Below are 16,918 nucleotides of genomic sequence, written 5' to 3' on the forward strand. Positions count from 1 at the left end.
TCAGAGGTCTCCTGGGTCCGGATTTCCGCCGGGGATTCAGATGCGTTCGACGATCGTGGCGATGCCCATGCCGCCGCCGACGCACAGTGTGGCGAGGCCGTACCGCTTGTCCTGGCGCTCCAGTTCGTCGACGAGCGAGCCGAGGATCATGGCGCCGGTGGCGCCGAGCGGGTGGCCCAGCGCGATGGCGCCGCCGTTGACGTTGACCTTGTCGAGGGACAGGCCCATGTCCTTCACGAAACGCAGGACGACGGCCGCGAAGGCCTCGTTGATCTCGACCAGGTCGATGTCGTCGATGGTCAGCCCGGCCCGGGCGAGGGCCTTGCGGGTGGCGGGCGCGGGACCGGTGAGCATGATGGTGGGCTCGGACCCGGAGACGGCGGCGGAGACGATCCGCGCGCGCGGGGTGAGCCCGTAGCGCTCGCCGACCTCCTTGGAGCCGATCGCGACGAGGGAGGCGCCGTCCACGATGCCTGAGGAGTTGCCCGCGTGGTGGACGTGGTCGATCTTCTCCACCCAGTGGTACTTCTGCAGGGCCACGGCGTCGAAGCCGCCGAGGTCACCGATGTCGGCGAAGGACGGCTTCAGCCTGCCGAGGGAGTCCGCGGTCGTGCCGGGGCGCGGGTGCTCGTCGTGGTCGAGGACGACCAGGCCGCTGCGGTCCCTGACCGGGACGACGGAGCGGTCGAAGCGGCCCTCTTTCCAGGCGGTGGCCGCCCGCTCCTGCGAGAGCGCCGCGTACTCGTCGACGTCCCGGCGGGAGAAGCCCTCGATGGTGGCGATGAGGTCGGCGCCGATGCCCTGCGGCACGAAGTTGACGGCGAGGTTCGTCATCGGGTCGTTGAACCAGGCGCCGCCGTCGGAGGCCATCGGCACCCGGGACATCGACTCGACGCCGCCCGCGAGGACCAGATCCTCCCAGCCGGAACGGACCTTGGCGGCGGCCATGTTGACGGCCTCCAGGCCCGAGGCACAGAAGCGGTTCTCCTGGACGCCCGCCACGGTGTCCGGCAGTCCGGCGGCGATGGCGGCGATCCGGGCGATGTCGGAGCCCTGGTCGCCGACCGGGCCGACGACGCCGAGCACGATGTCGTCGACCGCCGCCGGGTCGAGGTTCGGGAAGCGGTCGCGGATCTCGTGGATGAGTCCGACGACCAGGTCGATGGGCTTCGTGCCGTGCAGGGCGCCGTTCGCCTTGCCGCGGCCGCGCGGGGTGCGGATCGCGTCGTACACGTACGCTTCGGTGCTCACATCAAGCCTTTCGGGAAGGGTCAGCCCAGCAGGGAACGACCGATGATCTCCTTCATGATCTCGGTGGTCCCGCCGTAGATGGTCTGGACGCGGCCGTCGGTGAAGGCCCGGGCCACGGGGTGATCGGTCATGTAGCCGTAGCCGCCGTGCAGTTGGAGGCAGCGGTCGGCGACCCGCTTCTGCAGTTCGGTCGCCCACCACTTGGCCATGGAGGCGTGCACGGCGTCGAGTCCGCCGCGGGAGTGGTCCTCGACGCAGCGGTCGAGGAAGGCCCGGGTGACGGCGCACTCGGTGGCCATCTCGGCTATCTCGAAGCGGATGTGCTGCTTGCTCGACAGGGGCCGGCCGAAGGCCTCGCGCTCCTTGACGTACCGCGTGGTGATCTCCAGGAGGTGTTCGGCGGCGGCGATCGCGGCGACGGCGATGCTCAGGCGCTCCTGGGCGAGGTTCGTCATCAGGTGGACGAAGGCGCCGTCGAGCTCGCCGAGAAGGTTCTCCCTCGGCACGCGCACGTCGTGGAAGAACAACTCGGCCGTGTCCTGGGCCTTCTGGCCGATCTTGTCGAGGTTGCGGCCGCGTTCGAAGCCCTCCATGCCCCGTTCGACGACGAACAGCGACAGGCCGTGGGCTCCGCTCTCCGGAGTCGTCTTCGCCACGACGATCACCAGGTCGGCCAGGATCCCGTTGGAGATGAACGTCTTGGAGCCGTTGAGCAGCCAGTGCCCGCCCCGGTCCTCGGCGTGGGTGCGGATGCCCTGGAGGTCGGAGCCGGCGCCGGGCTCGGTCATGGCGATGGCCGTGATCAGCGTGCCGTCGCAGAACCCGGGCAGCCAGCGCCGCTTCTGCTCCTCGGTGGCCAGGCCGGTCAGGTACGGGCCGATGATGTCGTTGTGCAGGCCGAGGGCGAGCCCGGGTGCGCCCGCGCGGGTGAACTCCTCGGCGAGGACGGCGCTGAAGCGGAAGTCGGCGGTGCCGCCGCCTCCGTACGCTTCGTCCACGGCGAGCCCGAGCAGGCCCTGCTTTCCGGCCGCCCGCCACGCGTCGCGGGAGACGATGCCGTCGTTCTCCCACTGCTCGTAGTAGGGCAGCACCTCCCTGGCCAGGAAGGCGCGCACGGTCTCGCGGAACGCGTCGTGCTCGGGGGCGAAGATCTGCCGCTTCACGCGAGGCCCTTCAGGAGATCGGGTACGTCCCAGTCGCGCGCCACGTCCGCCGTGTCGCCGCCCGGCCGGGCGGGGCCCGTGCGGACCTGCGTCGGGGTGGCGGAGAAGCGGGGCGCGGGCGCGGGCTGGGTGATGCCGCCGTGGTCGGTGAAGGTGCCGCGGGCGGCGAGGTGCGGGTCGTGCGGGGCTTCGCGCAGGGACAGTACGGGCGCCACGCAGGCGTCGGAGCCCTCGAAGACGGCCGTCCACTCGGCACGGGTGCGGGATTTGAAGCGCGCGGTGACCGCCTCGCGCAGCTCTCCCCAGCGGGTCCAGTCCTTGCGTGCTCCGGCGTGCTCCTCGATGCCGAGCAGGTTCAGGAACTCCTCGTAGAACTGCCGCTCCAGGGCGCCGACCGCCATGTGCTTCCCGTCGGCGGTCTCGTAGGTCCCGTAGTAGGGGCAGCCGCCGTCGAGGAGGTTGGCGCCGCGCCGGTCCTGCCAGCCGCCGGCGGCGAGCATGCCGTGGATCATCGCGGAGAGGTGGGCCGTGCCGTCGACGATGGCCGCGTCGACGACCTGGCCGGTGCCGGTCGCGCGGGCGTGGTGCAGGGCGGCGAGGACGCCGACGACGAGGTACAGGGAGCCGCCCGCGTAGTCGCCGAGCAGGTTGGCCGGGACGGCGGGAGGCCGGGACGGTTCGCCGATCATGCCGAGGGTGCCGGTGAGCGCGATGTAGGCGATGTCGTGGCCGGCGCGCGGGGCGAGGGGGCCTTCCTGGCCCCAGCCGGTCATCCGGCCGTAGACGAGTGCGGGGTTGCGGGCGTGGCAGTCCTCGGGGCCGACGCCGAGGCGCTCGGCGACTTTCGGGCGGTAGCCCTCGATCAGGACGTCGGCGCGGGCGGCGAGGTCGAGGACGCGGGCGGGTCCGTCGGGTGCCTTCAGGTCGACGATCACCGAGCGCTTGTTGCGGTTGGTGATGTCGAACTCCGGGTCGACGGCGAGTCCGGCGCCGCCGGGCCGGTCCACGCGGACGACGTCGGCGCCCAGGTCGGCGAGGAGCATGGCGGCGAACGGGCCGGGCCCGATACCGGCCAGCTCGACCACGCGTACGCCGACGAGCGGGCCCGGCCCTGGCGTCGTTGCCATTCAGCCCCCAGAGGTATGACACAACCGATGTAACACCAGTGATGCTAAGAACGCCGTGAAGCGGGCACAAGCCTTGGAGAGCAAGCGCTTAGTCGGATTGTGCCCCGTCGGCCGGCTCAGCGACCCTCCAGTTCCGCCGTCAGCCGCTTCGGCGCGATCGTGCGGTAGCTCTCCTCCACCCAGTCGCACAGCAGCTCGGCAGCGGGGGCGCCCGCCGGCTCCAGCGGGATTCTCACCCAGCCGGACTTCCCGAGGCCGTATCCGGCGGGCTCGGCGCCGGGGCAGGTCAGCGCGTGGGCGTGGGCGGCCTCCTCGGTGAGCTTCACCGTGACGCCCAGCGGATAGCTGCCGTCGTCGACGCCGAGGAAGACGAAGACCTTCTTGTTGACCTTGGCGACGCTCTCGCTCCAGGGGAACTCCTCCGTGGCACCCGGCAGCCCGAGGGCGAACTCACGCACTTTCGCCCACTTCTTCAGGGCGTTCTTCGGCACGGCCACCTGCCACCTCCGGCCTCGTCGTCGGACTGAGCACTCCTCACGCTAGCCTCGGCCACCGACAACGGCGCGTGCGGAAAGACCGAGGGGTGTCATGAACAGGCTGAACAGGACGGACCGTCCGTACGACATCGTGCTCTTCGGAGCCACCGGCTTCGTGGGGACGCTCACGGCGGAGTATCTGGCCGCGCACGCCCCGGACGGGCTGCGCTGGGCGATCGCCGGCCGCAGCGAGCGCAAGCTGGAGGAACTGCGCGAGCGGCTGTCCGGCGGCTCGAAGGTGGGCATCCTGAAGGCCGACGTGTCGGATCCGGGCTCGCTGCGTGAACTCGCCGAGCACGCGCGCGTGGTGGCCACCACGGTCGGCCCCTATGTGACGTACGGCGAGGAACTCGTCGCCGCCTGCGCGGACACCGGAGCGGACTACCTGGACCTCACCGGCGAGCCGGAGTTCGTGGACCTGACGTACGTCCGCCATGACGCACGCGCGCGTGAGACGGGTGCCCGGCTGGTGCACGCGTGCGGTTTCGACTCGGTGCCGCACGACCTGGGGGCGTACTTCACGGTCCGCCAACTGCCCGAGGGGGTGCCCCTCAGGGTGGACGGCTTCGTGACGGCGAACGCCACCTTCTCGGGCGGCACGTTCGCCTCGGCCCTCAATCAGTTCGCGCGCGGCCGGCAGCTGCTGACCGCCGCCCGGGAGCGCGGGCGCCACGAGCCGCGGCTGGTGGGCCGCCGGGCCTCCGCACCGACCGGCGCCCCGCGGTTCGCCCCGGAGGTCGGTGCCTGGGCGCTGCCGTTGCCGACGATCGACGCGCAGATCGTCCGGCGGTCCGCGCAGGCGCTGGAGCGCTACGGCCCCGACTTCCGCTACCGCGAGTACGCGGCGGTACGGCACCTGCCGGTCGCGGTGGGCGGGGTGGCCGCCGTGGGAGCGCTCATCGCCGCGGCCCAACTTCCGCCCGCCCGGCGCTGGTTGTCCGGCCGGCTACAGCCTGGCGAGGGCCCCGGCCCGGAGAAGCGCGCGAAGAGCTGGTTCAAGGTCCGCTTCGTCGGTGAGGGCGGCGGGCGGCGCGTGTACACGGAGGTCGCGGGCGGCGACCCCGGGTACGACGAGACGGCGAAGATCTTCGCCGAGGCGGCGCTGTCCCTGGCCTTCGACGACCTTCCGCCGACCGCCGGTCAGGTCACCACCGCGGTCGCGATGGGCGACGCGCTGACCGAGCGGCTGCGGCGGGCCGGCATCACCTTCCGGGTCGCCGGGAGCCGGTGATCCGGCCCTACAGCGGCCACTGTGCGACCGTGTAGATCATCCCGCAGATCCACCCCAGGCCCGCCAGGGTGGCGAGGACCAGCGCGGCGATCACGGCACGCTCGACGGGACGGTCGGGGTCGGCGAGGGGCTTCGGGGAGCGGTGCGAAGTCATGCGCACAGCCTGCCGAGCCGGTGGTCGGCCCACATCCGTACAGGTACTCAGACCACGTACTCAGACGGGGTACTCACGGGCAAAAAGTCTCAACGGGCGGTTCAATGAAACGATTGAAGGCATGAGATTCCTTCTCGAAGTCACGATGGACGACGAAGCACTGGCGAAGGACCCCGCTGGCGAGCTGGGCCGGATCCTGCGCTACTGGGGCGGCAACCTGCGCCACTACCCGTTGCGGCCCGGCGACGGATCGGTGATTCACGACTCGGAGTACCGCGAGGTGGGCGGCTGGCGCATCGAGTAGCCCGCCGCCCTCAGGCTGTCGCGTCGCGCAGCGCCCTGCGGCACAGGGAGTCGGCCCTGCGGGTCGTCTCGGGCAGGCGGTACTCGGGGGTCAGTGCGAGCGTGTGGGCGCAGGCGTTGTCCAGGCTCACCCGGTGGCCGACGGAGACGAAGACCGGCTTGACCGCCTGCCGGGTGCGCAGGGCGCGGCCGACCTCCTCGGCGCCGGCGAGGAGGGGGGACGTACTGCCGCGCGGGGTGGCGGGGTCGTCGTAGGTGAAGGTGAAGGGGTTCTTGGCGACGCCGATCGTGGGCAGGCCGGTGAGCACGCCGAGGTGGCTGGCGAGGCCGAAGCGGCGGGGGTGGGCGAGGCCGTAGCCGTCGCAGACCACCAGGCCGGGCGGGCGGGGCAGGGCGTCGAGGGCGGCGAGGACGGTCGGGATCTCGCGGAAGGCGAGCAGGCCGGGCACGTAGGGGAAGGAGATCCGGCCGACGGCCGTTGCCTCGGCGACGACCTCGAGACTCGCCGCGTCCAGCACGATGGCGGCGGCCGCGACCACGTCGTGCTCGTCGTCGTAGGCCACGTCGACACCGGTCACATGGCCCGTGCCGGCCGGCGGACCCGGCTCGTCGAGCACCACGCGCTCGCGCAGCTCGTCCTGGACCGCCCGGGCGTGTTCCTCGGTCGCGGGCCAGTCGGAGGGAATTCTCACCGTCGTCATGATGCGTCGACCCTACGGGCCGTCACCCCGACGGCGTAACCTCGTGATCATGTTCGTACTGGAGCTGACCTACACCGCCCCGCAGGACGCCGTCGACGCCGCGCTCCCGGCGCATGTCGCCTGGCTCGACGAGCGGTACGCGCAGGGGGTCTTCCTGGCGTCCGGGCCCAAGAAGCCCCGCGACGGCGGGGTGATCCTCGCCGTCGCGGAGGACCGCGCGCGGGTCGAGGAGATCGCCGCGGGCGACCCCTTCGTCACCGCCGGGGTGTGCGAGTACCGCATCGCGGAGTTCACCGCCACGAAGACGGCACCGGACCTGGAGCGGTACCGGCAGACGCCGGCCTGAGGCTCAGCTCTTGCCCAGGGCCTGCTGCAGCTGGCTCTTGTTCATGTCCGAACGGCCGTGGATGCCGCGCTTCTTGGCCTCCTCGTAGAGCTGGTCGTAGGTGGGCCCCTGGGAGCCCTGGCCGGACCGCTGGCCGCCCCGCTTGCCGGACGACATGTCCTTGGTCGAGGTGCGGCTGGCGGTCTTCGACTCGCCGGACCGGGCGCGTTCCTTGTTCACCGTGCGCGCGGCGATCTCCTTGGCGCGGCCGGTGGTCTCGCCCCGGTCCTCGGCGCTCTCCTTGATGTGCTCGTACTGGCGCTCCCGCTTGGGGCTCGAACCACGTGGCATGTCCGCTCACTCCTCTCACGTTCGGTGAACGGGTACCCGTTTTCCGGATCCATGCGCCCACACCGAGCGCCCTCAGCCCTCCAGACGGGCGACGCGCCCCTGTTCGCCCGCCGCCCAGCAACCCCGGTCGGGCGTGCAGTCGACGGTGTCGTACGAGCCCGTGTCCACCGTGCGCCAGGTGCGCCCGCCGTCCGTCGTCAGGTCCGTGCCGGTGGGTCCGACGGCGAGGGCGGCCGTACGGCTGTACGGGAGCCAGGCCACGCCCGAGCGGTAGGCGGGCGGCGGCTCCGCGGCGGGCCGCCAGGCGCGGCCGCCGTCCGCGGTGCGTGCCGCCGGCCCGGTGGACGTCTGGTCGGGGCGGTAGTCGCCGCCGACCGCGAGACCGTGGGCGCGGTCGCGGAAGGCGAGCGCGAAGACACCGCGGGCCGGGTCGCCCGCCGGAATCGGCGTGTCCGAGGCCGTCCAGGTCAGGCCGCGGTCGGCGGAGTGCAGCACGCGCGCGTGTGCGGCGCCGCCGGTGGCCAGCCAGACGTCCCGGGGGCCGGCGGAGACCAGGCACTGGCCGCTCGCCGCGAACCCGGCCTCGCCGTCCAGGGCGGCCGGCATGCCGGTGCTGGGCAGCACCTTCCAGGAGCGGCCGCCGTCGCTCGTCGAGAGGATGCGGAACTTCCCGTCGACCGGGTCGCTCATCGCGAGGCCGTGGCGGCGGTCGAAGAAGGTGAGGCAGTCGTAGAAGGCCCGCGCGTCGGTGTTGCGGAAGGACTCGGTCCAGGTGGCGCCGCCGTCGTCGGTGCGGTAGACGCGGGACGCCTCCCCCTCGCCGATGGCCAGCACCACCGCGCGCCGTGCGTCGAACGCCCCGATGTCCCGGAACTGCAGCTCGGCGGCGCCCGGCGGCGAGACGTCGCGCCAGCTCGCCCCGCCGTCCGTGGTGCGCAGGACGGTGCCCTGGGTGCCCGACACCCAGGCGGTGTCCCGGCCGACGGCCGCGAGCCCCCGGAAGCGCACACCGGAGCTTGCGGTGTCCTTCAACTCCCAGTGCGGTGTCCGCTTCCCGGACTCCTGCGCCTGCGCGGGTACGGCGGTCAGGGCGGCCAGTGCCGCCGCGCAGGCCACCCCCGCGCCCACCGCTCGCCTCGTCCGACCCGGCCGTCCGGTACGTCGCGTGATCCCCAAGCGCCTCATGGCGGGCGAAGCTAGCCCACGGCCCGGGTGCCGTAAAGAGGACCTCGTACGCCTCACCGGGCCACCACACTCGCCACAACCGTCTTTCACACCCCGGGAGAAGAGCCTGGCCACTCCCGTGAATGAAGACGGTGACAGAGGTCACTCGACATCGGTGTGCACGGATTGACTCATTCCGGCGTCTCTTCCAGTGCCCGGCCTCATCCCCGGAAGTCCGTCCCGCCGTCACAAGGGAGCAAGGCGTTGTCCATCGTCATCGAGCAGCCCGTCGAGGCCCGTCTCGTCGCCGCCGCGCCGCGGATGCCGAGCATTCCCGCCACGATGCACTACGACCGGCGTGATCCGTTCGCCGTCCGCATGACCTTCCCGGCCCCGGCCACCCTGGAGGGCGTGGAGGTCTGCTGGACCTTCAGCCGCGAACTCCTCACCGCCGGCCTCCAGGGGCCCGAGGGGCACGGCGACGTGCGGGTGCGGCCGTACGGCTACGACCGCACCGTCCTGGAGTTCCACGCCCCCGAGGGCACCGCCGTCGTGCACGTCCGCTCGGGCGAGCTGCACCGGTTCCTGGAGGCGACCAGCGAGCTGGTGCCGGTCGGTCTGGAGCATCTTCAGCTCGACCTGGACCACGACCTGGCGGAGCTGATGCGGGACGCCTGCTGAGCCGGAGAGGGGTCACCGGCCGGGCAGCGCGTTGAGCTCGCCGTAGTCGCGCCTGCGCGCAGGCGCGCCGCACGCCCCCGCGCCCGGCAGCCCGTCACGTTCAGCGGCGCGTCCGCGCCGTCGGCGGGCAGTTGTTCCACGGTCTTTGGGTCGACGGCCCCGGAGACGAAGGTCCGTCGGCGGCCGCGGTCAACCTCCGCCTCGTACGGCGCGGGGAGCGGAGGATGAGGGCGCGGCGCGGTCGGCCCAGGGCGGTCCGGTTCGTTCGTCCTGCGCGGTACGCGACCAGCCGCCGCCCGGGCGGTACGGCTGGAATCCGGCGTGGACGTCCGGAGGGTCAGTTGACGGCGGACGCCGCCGTCCGCGCCGTCCGCACCTCCCCGAGGACCGTCCGCAGCACGGGTGCCGCCGCCCCACCGCGCCCGGTGAGCTCTTCGAGACGCCCCCGGTCGGGCGCGGCGTCGGGCACCAGCCCCGCGGCGTCCGCGAGAGCGGCGAGGGCCGCGTCCCGCTCGGAGAACTCGGCGACCGGGACCGGCCCCAGCAGTACCGCCCGCGCCTCCTCGCGCAGCGAGGCCACGATGTCGACGCGATCCAGGACGTACTCCACGGTCGGGAAGACCCCGAGGACCCGTCGCTTCTCCGCGCGCAACTGGTCTCCGGCGGCCAGCTGCTCCCGTACGGCGTCCAGGGTGATGCGCGCGTGCAGGGTCACCCAGGTCCGCCAGCGGTGCGGCCGGGACTCCCGGACCAGTTCGAGGAGGCCGTCGAGGACCGGGTCCCCCGTCCCGGAGTCCAGGTCGGCCGGCGTGACGATGCCGTCCTCGTCGGTGAGCAGGCCGCTCAGGGCCAGCTCGACGAGGGCGCCGGCCCGGACCAGCGGGGGCAGCCGGCCTGCGCCGGTGACCTCCGACTCCGTGCTGTCCCAGGCCAGCAGGCACAGCCGGGCCGGGAGCGAGAGCGAGCCGTGGGCCACAGGGTCTCCTTCGGGTGGTGAGTTCGGGGGCTCAGTTAATGCGTTGACAGCCGTCCGGGGCGCTCATACGGTGTAAAGCGGTCCTGTTGCCGTCGATTGGAGAAGGACGTTGCTCGTCTGAGGTCCTGAGACACCGCGTCACACACGTGAGGTGTGTGCGCTGCGTGCGACCTCGGCGTTCGAGCCGTCCTCCGGAAAACAGGGCCTTTCCCATGCCCCCGGGGCTCTCCTCCCTTGGTCGCCGGTGTCTCGATACGCGTTTGCCCTCTACCACCTCAAGCAACCGCGGAGACCCGTATGTCTACTTCCCTCACCTGTACGTCGCTCGCGTTCGCCTGGCCCGACGGCACCCCCGTCTTCGAAGACCTCGACGTGGCGTTCGGCCCGGGCCGCTCCGGCCTCGTCGGCGTCAACGGGTCCGGGAAATCGACCCTGTTGAAGCTGATCGCCGGGGAGCTCACCCCTGCCGACGGCACCGTCCGCGTCGCGGGCGAGGTCGGCTACCTTCCGCAGACCGTCACCCTCGACACCCACGTGAGGGTCGACGAGGTGCTCGGCATCGCCGCGCAGCGGGCCGCACTGCACGCCATCGAGGCCGGTGACGTGGCCGAGGAGCACTTCGAGACGGTCGGCGACGACTGGGACGTGGAGGAACGCGCCCTCGCCACCCTCGGCGAACTCGGACTCGGGCACATCGAGCTGGACCGGACGACCGGCGAGGTCTCGGGCGGCGAGTCGGTGCTGCTGCGGCTGGCCGCGCTGCTGCTGCGCCGCCCGGACGTCCTGCTGCTCGACGAGCCCACCAACAACCTGGACCTGTACGCGCGCAGGCGGCTGTACTCGGCCGTCGCGTCCTGGCCGGGTGTCATGGTCGTGGTCAGCCACGACCGCGAACTCCTGGAACTGGTCGACCAGATCGCCGACCTGCACTCCGGGGAGGTCACCTGGTACGGCGGCAACTTCTCCGCCTACGAGGAGGCGCTCGCCACCGAGCAGGAGGCGGCGGAGCGGATGGTGCGGGTCGCCGAGTCGGATCTGAAGAAGCAGAAGCGTGAACTGACGGATGCCCAGGTCAAGTTGGCCCGGCGCAAGCGGTACGGACAGAAGATGTGGGACCAGAAGCGTGAGCCGAAGATCGTCATGGGGGCACGCAAGCGGGCGGCGCAGGAGTCCGCGGGCAAGCACCGCATCATGCACGAGGAGAAGCTCGCCGAGGCCAGGGAACGGCTCGACGAGGCGGTGGACGCCGTGCGGGACGAGGACGAGATCCGCGTCGACCTGCCGTACACGGCCGTACCGCCGGGCCGTACCGTCCTCACCCTCCAGGACCTGGAACTGGCGTACGGCGCACGCGTGGCGGGGGGTCTCGACCTGCGCGGTCCGGAGCGGATCGCGCTGATCGGGCGCAACGGCGCGGGCAAGACGACGCTGCTGCGCACGATCGCCGGGGAGCTCCGGCCGGTCGCGGGCGAGACGAAGGCGCACGTGCCGATGCGGTTCCTGCCGCAGCGGCTCGACGTCCTCGACGACGAGCGGACGGTCGCCGAGAACGTGGCCCGGTTCGCTCCGGCTGCCACCAACAACCGGATCCGGGCGCGGCTGGCCCGCTTCCTGTTCCGGGGCGCCCGCGCCGACCAGCAGGCGGGAACCCTGTCCGGCGGCGAACGCTTCCGGGCGGCGCTGGCCGCGCTGATGCTGGCCGAGCCCGCGCCGCAGCTGCTCATGCTGGACGAGCCGACGAACAACCTCGACATGGCGAGCGTGCGGCAGCTGACCACGGCCCTCGAGTCGTACGAGGGAGCGCTGATCGTGGCCAGTCACGACGTGCCGTTCCTGGAGTCGATCGGCATCACACGCTGGCTGCTCCTCGACGGAGAACTCAAGGAAATCACGCCAGAAGCTGTCGGGTATCCGGCCTAGCGTCGGGTGCATGCCCGAATTCATCACCATCACCGGAGCCCGGGAGAACAACCTCAAGGACGTCACCCTCCGCATCCCGAAAGGCCGGCTGACCGTGTTCACCGGCGTTTCGGGATCGGGGAAGTCGTCGGTCGTCTTCGACACGATCGCGGTCGAGTCGCAGCGGCAGCTCAACGAGACGTTCACCTGGTTCGTCCGCAACCGGCTGCCCAAGTACGAGCGGCCGCACGCGGACGCCCTGGAGGATCTGACGCCCGCGATCGTCGTCGACCAGCGGCCGATCGGGGGCCACTCCCGGTCCACGGTCGGCACGATGACCGACATCCACTCGGTGATGCGGGTGCTGTTCTCCCGGCACGGCACCCCCAGCGCCGGACCGGCGACCGCCTACTCGTTCAACGACCCGGCGGGCATGTGCCCCGAGTGCGACGGCCTCGGCCGGACGGTACGCCCCGACTGGGACCGGATCCTGGACCCCGGCCGCTCGCTCGCGGACGGGGCGGTGCGCTTCCCGCCGTTCGCCGCGGGCACCTGGCAGGGGCAGGCGTACACCAACACGGACGAGCTCGACCCCGGCAAGCCGGTCGGCGCGTTCACGTCCGCCGAGCGTGACTTCCTGATGCGTGGCCGCCCCGGCAGCAAGGTCACCGTCCAGGGTTCGGGCGGCACCTGGACCACCGGGTACGAGGGTCTCGCCGACCGCTTCGAGCGGCTGTACCTCAAGCGCGATCTGTCCGCCATGAGCCAGAAGACCCGCGACCTGGTACGGCAGTTCCTGGCGGAGGGCGCCTGCCCGGTGTGCGCCGGTGCCCGCCTCAACCAGGCGGCGCTCGCCACCCGGATCGGCGGCCGGACCATCGCCGACTGCGCACGCATGCAGGTCACCGACCTGATCGCCGTACTGAAGGAGATCGACGACCCGGTCGCCCGGCCGATCGCCGGGGCCGCCGTCGCCGCCCTCGAACGCATCGAGGGGATCGGCCTCGGCTACCTCAGCCTCGACCGCGAGACCTCCACCCTGTCCGGCGGCGAGGGCCAACGGCTGAAGACCGTGCGGCACCTGGGCTCCAGCCTGACCGGGATGACGTACATCTTCGACGAACCCAGCGTCGGCCTGCACCCGCGGGACGTGGGCCGCCTCGGTGACCTGCTGCTGCGGCTGCGCGACAAGGGCAACACCGTGCTGGTCGTCGAGCACGACCGGGACGTCATCGCGCTGGCCGACCACGTCGTCGACATGGGGCCGGGGGCCGGTGCCGGGGGCGGACGGGTGGTGTTCGAGGGGACGCCGCAGGAGCTGGCCGGGTCGGGCACGCCGACCGGGCGATGCCTGCGCCGCCGTACGGCACTGAAGGAGCGGGTGCGGGAGGCCACCGGCGGGCTGTGGGTCAAGGGGGCCGGCCGGCACAACCTGCGGGACGTGACCGTCGAGTTCCCGACCGGGGTGCTGACCGTGGTCACCGGGGTGGCCGGATCCGGAAAGAGCACACTGGTCGCGGAGTTCACCGCCGCCCATCCCGACGCCGTGGTCGTCGACCAGTCGTCCATCGGGATCTCCGCGAGGTCCACTCCGGCGACGTACATCGGGATCATGGACACCGTACGGAAGATCTTCGCGCGCGAGACGGGCGCCGAGCCGGGGTCCTTCAGCTTCAACTCGACCGGTGCCTGCGCCACGTGCGAGGGCCGCGGGATCATCTCCACGGACCTGGCGTTCATGGACCCGGTGACGACGACCTGCCACGACTGCGAGGGGCGCCGCTTCAGGGACGAGGTGCTGCGGCTCACCGTCGGCGGCAACTCGGTGGCGGACGTCCTGGAGATGACCGCCGACCAGGCACTGGAGTTCTTCGACGACTCCGCCCTACGACGCCGGCTGCGCGCCCTGCGTGACGTCGGGCTCACCTACCTCACGCTCGGCCAGCCGCTGTCCACGCTCTCCGGCGGCGAACGGCAGCGCATCAAACTGGCGACGCGGCTGCACCGGACGGGAGCGGTCTACGTCCTCGACGAGCCGACGACCGGACTGCACATGTCGGACGTGGACGGCCTGCTCGGCCTGCTGGACCGGCTGGTCGACGCGGGGAACACGGTCGTGGTCGTGGAGCACAACCTGGACGTGGTGGCGCACGGCGACCGGATCATCGACCTCGGGCCGGACGGGGGCCGGGACGGCGGCCGGGTGATCTTCGAAGGAACCCCTCAGGAGCTCCTCTCCGCCCGCGACTCCAGCACGGCGGAGCATCTCAGGAGGGCCACAGCCTGACAACGGGGGGTTTTGCCCGCGCGCACCGGCCCTGCATGATGGCGGGCAGGCCACCACCCTGTCCCACCGATCCGGAGATCCCCTCGTGCCCAGCAAGAAGGCCCTCGTCCGCCGCCCCGGTCCGCGCCTCGCCGAAGGCCTGGTGACGCACATCGAGCGCGAGAAGGTCGACGTCGACCTCGCACTCGACCAGTGGGAGGCGTACGTCGAGGCCCTGCGCACGCACGGCTGGGAGACCATCGAGGTGGACCCGGAGGACGACTGCCCCGACTCGGTGTTCGTCGAGGACACGGTCGTCATGTACAAGAACGTCGCGCTGATCACCCGGCCCGGCACCGAGTCCCGGCGCGAGGAGACCACGGGGGTCGAGGAGGCCGTCGCCCGGCTGGGCTGCTCGGTCAACTGGATCTGGGAGCCGGGCACGCTGGACGGCGGTGACGTGCTGAAGATCGGCGACACGATCTACGTCGGCCGGGGCGGCCGCACCAACGCGGCGGGGGTCCAGCAGCTGCGGGCCGCCTTCGAACCGCTCGGGGCGCGGATCGTCGCCGTACCGGTGAGCAAGGTGCTGCACTTGAAGAGCGCGGTCACCGCACTGCCCGACGGGACCGTCCTCGGGCGCATCCCCCTGCTGGACGCGCCCTCGCTGTTCCCGCGCTTCCTGCCGGTGCCGGAGGAGTCCGGGGCACACGTGGTGCTCCTCGGCGGCGGCACACTGCTGATGGCGGCGAGCGCGCCGAAGACCGCCGAGCTGCTCGGCGACCTCGGCCACGAGCCGGTCCCGGTCGACATCAGCGAGTTCGAGAAACTCGAAGGATGTGTGACATGCCTCTCCGTACGCCTGCGCGACCTGTACGCCTGACCGAGCGCACGCCTTGCCCCCTCTCGGCCCAGGACCTGCGGTTACCGGGGCCCTTTGTCATGCCCTTGGAACACCGCTGATCAGGGATCTTTACACGCCTCTTAACCTACGGTCTCGTAACCTACGGGAACGTAGCCTACGATTCCGTAGGTACCGGCCCGGCACCGCTCGCCGGATTCTCCCGTTTCAGATCGCGTCCCCCTGGAGTACCCGTGACGATCACTTCCCCTCACCTCGGCAGCCCGTCCTCGGCCTGGACCGACGCCCGGCTGCTGTACGCGCTGGAGGAAGTAGTCGAGCAGGAACTGAACCGGCACCTCAAGGTCGCCAAGGACTGGATGCCCCACGAGTACGTGCCGTGGAGCGACGGCCGCAACTTCCCCGGCGTCTTCGAGGACGGCGAGGCCTGGGAGAAGGGCCAGTCCAAGGTCACCGAGCTCGGCCGGATCGCCCTCGTCGTGAACCTGCTCACCGAGGACAACCTCCCCAGCTACCACCACGAGATCGCCTCCCTCTTCGGCCGCGACGGCGCCTGGGGCACCTGGGTGCACCGCTGGACCGCGGAAGAGGGCCGGCACGGCATCGTGATGCGCGACTACCTGCTCACCTCGCGCGCGGTCGACCCGGACCAGCTGGAGCAGTTCCGCATGGCCCACATGGCCGAGGGTTTCGAGTCGGACAACCGCCACTCGATGCTGCACTCGGTGGCCTACGTCGCCTTCCAGGAGCTGGCGACCCGCGTCTCGCACCGCAACACCGGCCACCAGTCCGGCGACCCGGTCTGCGACCGCATGCTGGCGCGCATCGCGACCGACGAGAACCTGCACATGGTCTTCTACCGCAACCTGCTCAAGGCGGCCTTCGACCTCGCGCCCGACCTGACGATGCAGGCGGTCCGCGACGTGATCGTGAACTTCCGGATGCCCGGCCACGGCATGCCCGGCTTCGAGCGGGCCGCCGCGCAGATGGCCATCGGTGAGGTCTACAACATGCGCATCCACCACGACGACGTCATCCAGCCCGTCCTGCGCTTCCTGAAGGTCCTGGAGATCGACGGCCTCGGCCCCGAGGGTCTCAAGGCCCAGGAGGAACTCGGGCTGTACATGAGCGGCCTGGACTCGGAGGCCTCCAAGTTCGACGAGAAGCTGGCGGCGCGCAAGGCGCGGATGGCGGCCCGCGCGGCCGGCTGACAGACCTGGGGGCGGGGCCGGCTGGATTCGAACCGGCGTGTCCCGGTTCGGGAGACCGGCGCGTCTGCCGCTGCGCTACAACCCCCGCCCTTGACGAGAGACCAGCCCTCCGGCTCCTGCCGGAGGGCTGTCCTGTGCACGCTGCGCACGCCGCCACGTCGGCCGGCACCGTCGGCGTAGCTGGCGACCGGAGCCCTTAGGGGCCCTTTCACTATGAGCGTTCGATCAGGTCGCGTGGTCTGGTGCCGTGCATCGCAAGGCGCCGGAGCGGCCTCGATGAGGGTCCCCCCGCGCGAGGTTGTTCGAGCGTGGGGGAGGAGCCACGTGGGCGTTTCGGCAACGCGGCGAGGTGCGGTGCCAGACCACGCGACCCGGACGGGCATAGTGAAAGGACCCCTTAGTCGTTCGTCCGCCTGAGGTTCAGCCGTTCCTTCTCGGACAGGCCGCCCCAGACGCCGAAGCGCTCGTCGTTGGACAGTGCGTACTCCAGGCACGCGGTGCGCATCTCGCACATGCCGCAGATGCGCTTCGCCTCGCGCACCGAGCTGCCCGGTTCGGGGAAGAAGAAGTCCGCCCCGGTCTGCGCGCACAGGGCCTGCGTCTGCCAGCCGAGGTCGGCCGGGGTGATGGTGTCGATGTGCATGAGCGACATGGTGCCCGGACGCGAAAAACGTTCCATCAACGCACGATCAACGCCGGGCCCGCACGGCCTTGGGC

18 protein-coding genes and 1 tRNA gene are annotated in these 16,918 nt (G+C 71.5%); 8 read left to right on the forward strand and 11 right to left on the reverse strand.

What is annotated here, in order from left to right; all coding sequences use genetic code 11:
• Positions 1-36: 36 nt before the first annotated feature.
• The 4 genes from ACZ5XS_RS16760 to ACZ5XS_RS16775 form a co-directional block, all read right to left on the reverse strand.
• Complete coding sequence (locus ACZ5XS_RS16760) at positions 37-1,251, reverse strand: acetyl-CoA C-acetyltransferase (RefSeq protein ID WP_468651889.1); 1,215 nt, start codon at positions 1,249-1,251, stop codon at positions 37-39.
• A gap of 20 nt (positions 1,252-1,271) precedes the next feature.
• Positions 1,272-2,414 (reverse strand): acyl-CoA dehydrogenase family protein, encoded by a 1,143-nt coding sequence (locus tag ACZ5XS_RS16765; protein ID WP_468651891.1) that lies wholly within the window; start codon positions 2,412-2,414, stop codon positions 1,272-1,274.
• On the reverse strand, positions 2,411-3,541 hold the full coding sequence (locus tag ACZ5XS_RS16770) for a CaiB/BaiF CoA transferase family protein (RefSeq protein ID WP_468651893.1): 1,131 nt from the start codon (positions 3,539-3,541) through the stop codon (positions 2,411-2,413). The genes ACZ5XS_RS16765 and ACZ5XS_RS16770 overlap by 4 nt, the downstream gene beginning before the upstream one ends.
• 116 nt (positions 3,542-3,657) lie before the next feature.
• Positions 3,658-4,038 (reverse strand): MmcQ/YjbR family DNA-binding protein, encoded by a 381-nt coding sequence (locus tag ACZ5XS_RS16775; RefSeq protein WP_468651895.1) that lies wholly within the window; start codon positions 4,036-4,038, stop codon positions 3,658-3,660.
• A 91-nt stretch (positions 4,039-4,129) separates the two neighbouring features.
• Between ACZ5XS_RS16775 and ACZ5XS_RS16780 the strand changes: the two genes are divergently transcribed.
• Complete coding sequence (locus ACZ5XS_RS16780; protein WP_468651897.1) at positions 4,130-5,308, forward strand: saccharopine dehydrogenase family protein; 1,179 nt, start codon at positions 4,130-4,132, stop codon at positions 5,306-5,308.
• Between the two features lie 7 nt (positions 5,309-5,315).
• Here ACZ5XS_RS16780 and mmpA read toward each other — a convergent pair whose 3' ends face one another.
• The gene (gene mmpA / locus ACZ5XS_RS16785) at positions 5,316-5,462 is read right to left on the reverse strand and encodes a morphogenic membrane protein MmpA (RefSeq protein ID WP_468651898.1); all 147 of its coding nucleotides are present in this window, start codon (positions 5,460-5,462) and stop codon (positions 5,316-5,318) included.
• Positions 5,463-5,583: 121 nt separating this feature from the next.
• Between mmpA and ACZ5XS_RS16790 the strand changes: the two genes are divergently transcribed.
• On the forward strand, positions 5,584-5,766 hold the full coding sequence (locus tag ACZ5XS_RS16790; RefSeq protein ID WP_468651900.1) for a hypothetical protein: 183 nt from the start codon (positions 5,584-5,586) through the stop codon (positions 5,764-5,766).
• A gap of 10 nt (positions 5,767-5,776) precedes the next feature.
• Here the strand turns inward: ACZ5XS_RS16790 and ACZ5XS_RS16795 are convergent, their stop codons facing one another.
• Positions 5,777-6,466, reverse strand: coding sequence for an endonuclease V (locus tag ACZ5XS_RS16795; protein ID WP_468651902.1), 690 nt, complete (start codon positions 6,464-6,466; stop codon positions 5,777-5,779).
• Between the two features lie 49 nt (positions 6,467-6,515).
• On the opposite strand from ACZ5XS_RS16795, the gene ACZ5XS_RS16800 reads away from it, so the two are divergent.
• Positions 6,516-6,812: a YciI family protein gene (locus tag ACZ5XS_RS16800; RefSeq protein ID WP_468651904.1), complete on the forward strand. Its 297-nt coding sequence runs from the start codon at positions 6,516-6,518 to the stop codon at positions 6,810-6,812.
• Between the two features lie 3 nt (positions 6,813-6,815).
• Here ACZ5XS_RS16800 and ACZ5XS_RS16805 read toward each other — a convergent pair whose 3' ends face one another.
• Both ACZ5XS_RS16805 and ACZ5XS_RS16810 read right to left on the reverse strand, forming a co-directional pair.
• Positions 6,816-7,142, reverse strand: coding sequence for a plasmid stabilization protein (locus ACZ5XS_RS16805; protein WP_468651905.1), 327 nt, complete (start codon positions 7,140-7,142; stop codon positions 6,816-6,818).
• A gap of 72 nt (positions 7,143-7,214) precedes the next feature.
• Positions 7,215-8,327, reverse strand: a complete 1,113-nt coding sequence (locus ACZ5XS_RS16810) for a WD40/YVTN/BNR-like repeat-containing protein (protein WP_468651907.1) — start codon at positions 8,325-8,327, stop codon at positions 7,215-7,217.
• A gap of 243 nt (positions 8,328-8,570) precedes the next feature.
• On the opposite strand from ACZ5XS_RS16810, the gene ssgD reads away from it, so the two are divergent.
• Entirely contained in the window at positions 8,571-8,987 is a 417-nt protein-coding gene (gene ssgD, locus ACZ5XS_RS16815) for a spore wall synthesis regulator SsgD (RefSeq protein WP_468651909.1), read from the forward strand.
• Positions 8,988-9,324: 337 nt separating this feature from the next.
• Here ssgD and ACZ5XS_RS16820 read toward each other — a convergent pair whose 3' ends face one another.
• Complete coding sequence (locus tag ACZ5XS_RS16820) at positions 9,325-9,963, reverse strand: GOLPH3/VPS74 family protein (RefSeq protein ID WP_468651911.1); 639 nt, start codon at positions 9,961-9,963, stop codon at positions 9,325-9,327.
• Positions 9,964-10,260: 297 nt separating this feature from the next.
• Here ACZ5XS_RS16820 and ACZ5XS_RS16825 point away from each other — a divergent pair, with 297 nt between their 5' ends.
• The 4 genes from ACZ5XS_RS16825 to ACZ5XS_RS16840 all read left to right on the forward strand — a co-directional run bounded on the left by ACZ5XS_RS16825 (position 10,261) and on the right by ACZ5XS_RS16840 (position 16,201).
• Positions 10,261-11,883 carry an ABC-F family ATP-binding cassette domain-containing protein gene (locus ACZ5XS_RS16825; protein ID WP_468651913.1) on the forward strand — a complete coding sequence of 541 codons (1,623 nt, stop codon included), beginning with the start codon at positions 10,261-10,263 and terminating at the stop codon, positions 11,881-11,883.
• Positions 11,884-11,893: 10 nt separating this feature from the next.
• Positions 11,894-14,149 (forward strand): ATP-binding cassette domain-containing protein, encoded by a 2,256-nt coding sequence (locus ACZ5XS_RS16830; RefSeq protein ID WP_468651915.1) that lies wholly within the window; start codon positions 11,894-11,896, stop codon positions 14,147-14,149.
• 85 nt (positions 14,150-14,234) lie between these two features.
• Positions 14,235-15,011, forward strand: coding sequence for a dimethylargininase (ddaH, locus tag ACZ5XS_RS16835; RefSeq protein WP_468651917.1), 777 nt, complete (start codon positions 14,235-14,237; stop codon positions 15,009-15,011).
• Between the two features lie 212 nt (positions 15,012-15,223).
• Entirely contained in the window at positions 15,224-16,201 is a 978-nt protein-coding gene (locus tag ACZ5XS_RS16840) for an acyl-ACP desaturase (RefSeq protein WP_468651919.1), read from the forward strand.
• 12 nt (positions 16,202-16,213) lie between these two features.
• Here ACZ5XS_RS16840 and ACZ5XS_RS16845 read toward each other — a convergent pair.
• Together ACZ5XS_RS16845 and ACZ5XS_RS16850 are read right to left on the reverse strand one after the other, a co-directional pair.
• Positions 16,214-16,286: transfer RNA gene (locus ACZ5XS_RS16845), tRNA-Gly, on the reverse strand.
• A 312-nt stretch (positions 16,287-16,598) separates the two neighbouring features.
• Positions 16,599-16,844 (reverse strand): WhiB family transcriptional regulator, encoded by a 246-nt coding sequence (locus ACZ5XS_RS16850; RefSeq protein ID WP_468651921.1) that lies wholly within the window; start codon positions 16,842-16,844, stop codon positions 16,599-16,601.
• Positions 16,845-16,918 lie beyond the last annotated feature (74 nt).

It is taken from the genome of Streptomyces sp. NPDC033131, assembly GCF_055578365.1.

Bases quoted from the DNA above. Each gene is read 5' to 3' on its own strand.
- ACZ5XS_RS16795 (WP_468651902.1), bottom strand. From the start codon at position 6,466: ATGACGACGGTGAGAATTCCCTCCGACTGGCCCGCGACCGAGGAACAC.
- ACZ5XS_RS16850 (WP_468651921.1), bottom strand. From the start codon at position 16,844: ATGCACATCGACACCATCACCCCGGCCGACCTCGGCTGGCAGACGCAG.
- ACZ5XS_RS16810 (WP_468651907.1), bottom strand. From the start codon at position 8,327: ATGAGGCGCTTGGGGATCACGCGACGTACCGGACGGCCGGGTCGGACG.
- ACZ5XS_RS16830 (WP_468651915.1), top strand. From the start codon at position 11,894: ATGCCCGAATTCATCACCATCACCGGAGCCCGGGAGAACAACCTCAAG.
- ACZ5XS_RS16800 (WP_468651904.1), top strand. From the start codon at position 6,516: ATGTTCGTACTGGAGCTGACCTACACCGCCCCGCAGGACGCCGTCGAC.
- ACZ5XS_RS16780 (WP_468651897.1), top strand. From the start codon at position 4,130: ATGAACAGGCTGAACAGGACGGACCGTCCGTACGACATCGTGCTCTTC.
- ACZ5XS_RS16825 (WP_468651913.1), top strand. From the start codon at position 10,261: ATGTCTACTTCCCTCACCTGTACGTCGCTCGCGTTCGCCTGGCCCGAC.
- mmpA (WP_468651898.1), bottom strand. From the start codon at position 5,462: ATGACTTCGCACCGCTCCCCGAAGCCCCTCGCCGACCCCGACCGTCCC.
- ACZ5XS_RS16805 (WP_468651905.1), bottom strand. From the start codon at position 7,142: ATGCCACGTGGTTCGAGCCCCAAGCGGGAGCGCCAGTACGAGCACATC.
- ACZ5XS_RS16770 (WP_468651893.1), bottom strand. From the start codon at position 3,541: ATGGCAACGACGCCAGGGCCGGGCCCGCTCGTCGGCGTACGCGTGGTC.
- ACZ5XS_RS16790 (WP_468651900.1), top strand. From the start codon at position 5,584: ATGAGATTCCTTCTCGAAGTCACGATGGACGACGAAGCACTGGCGAAG.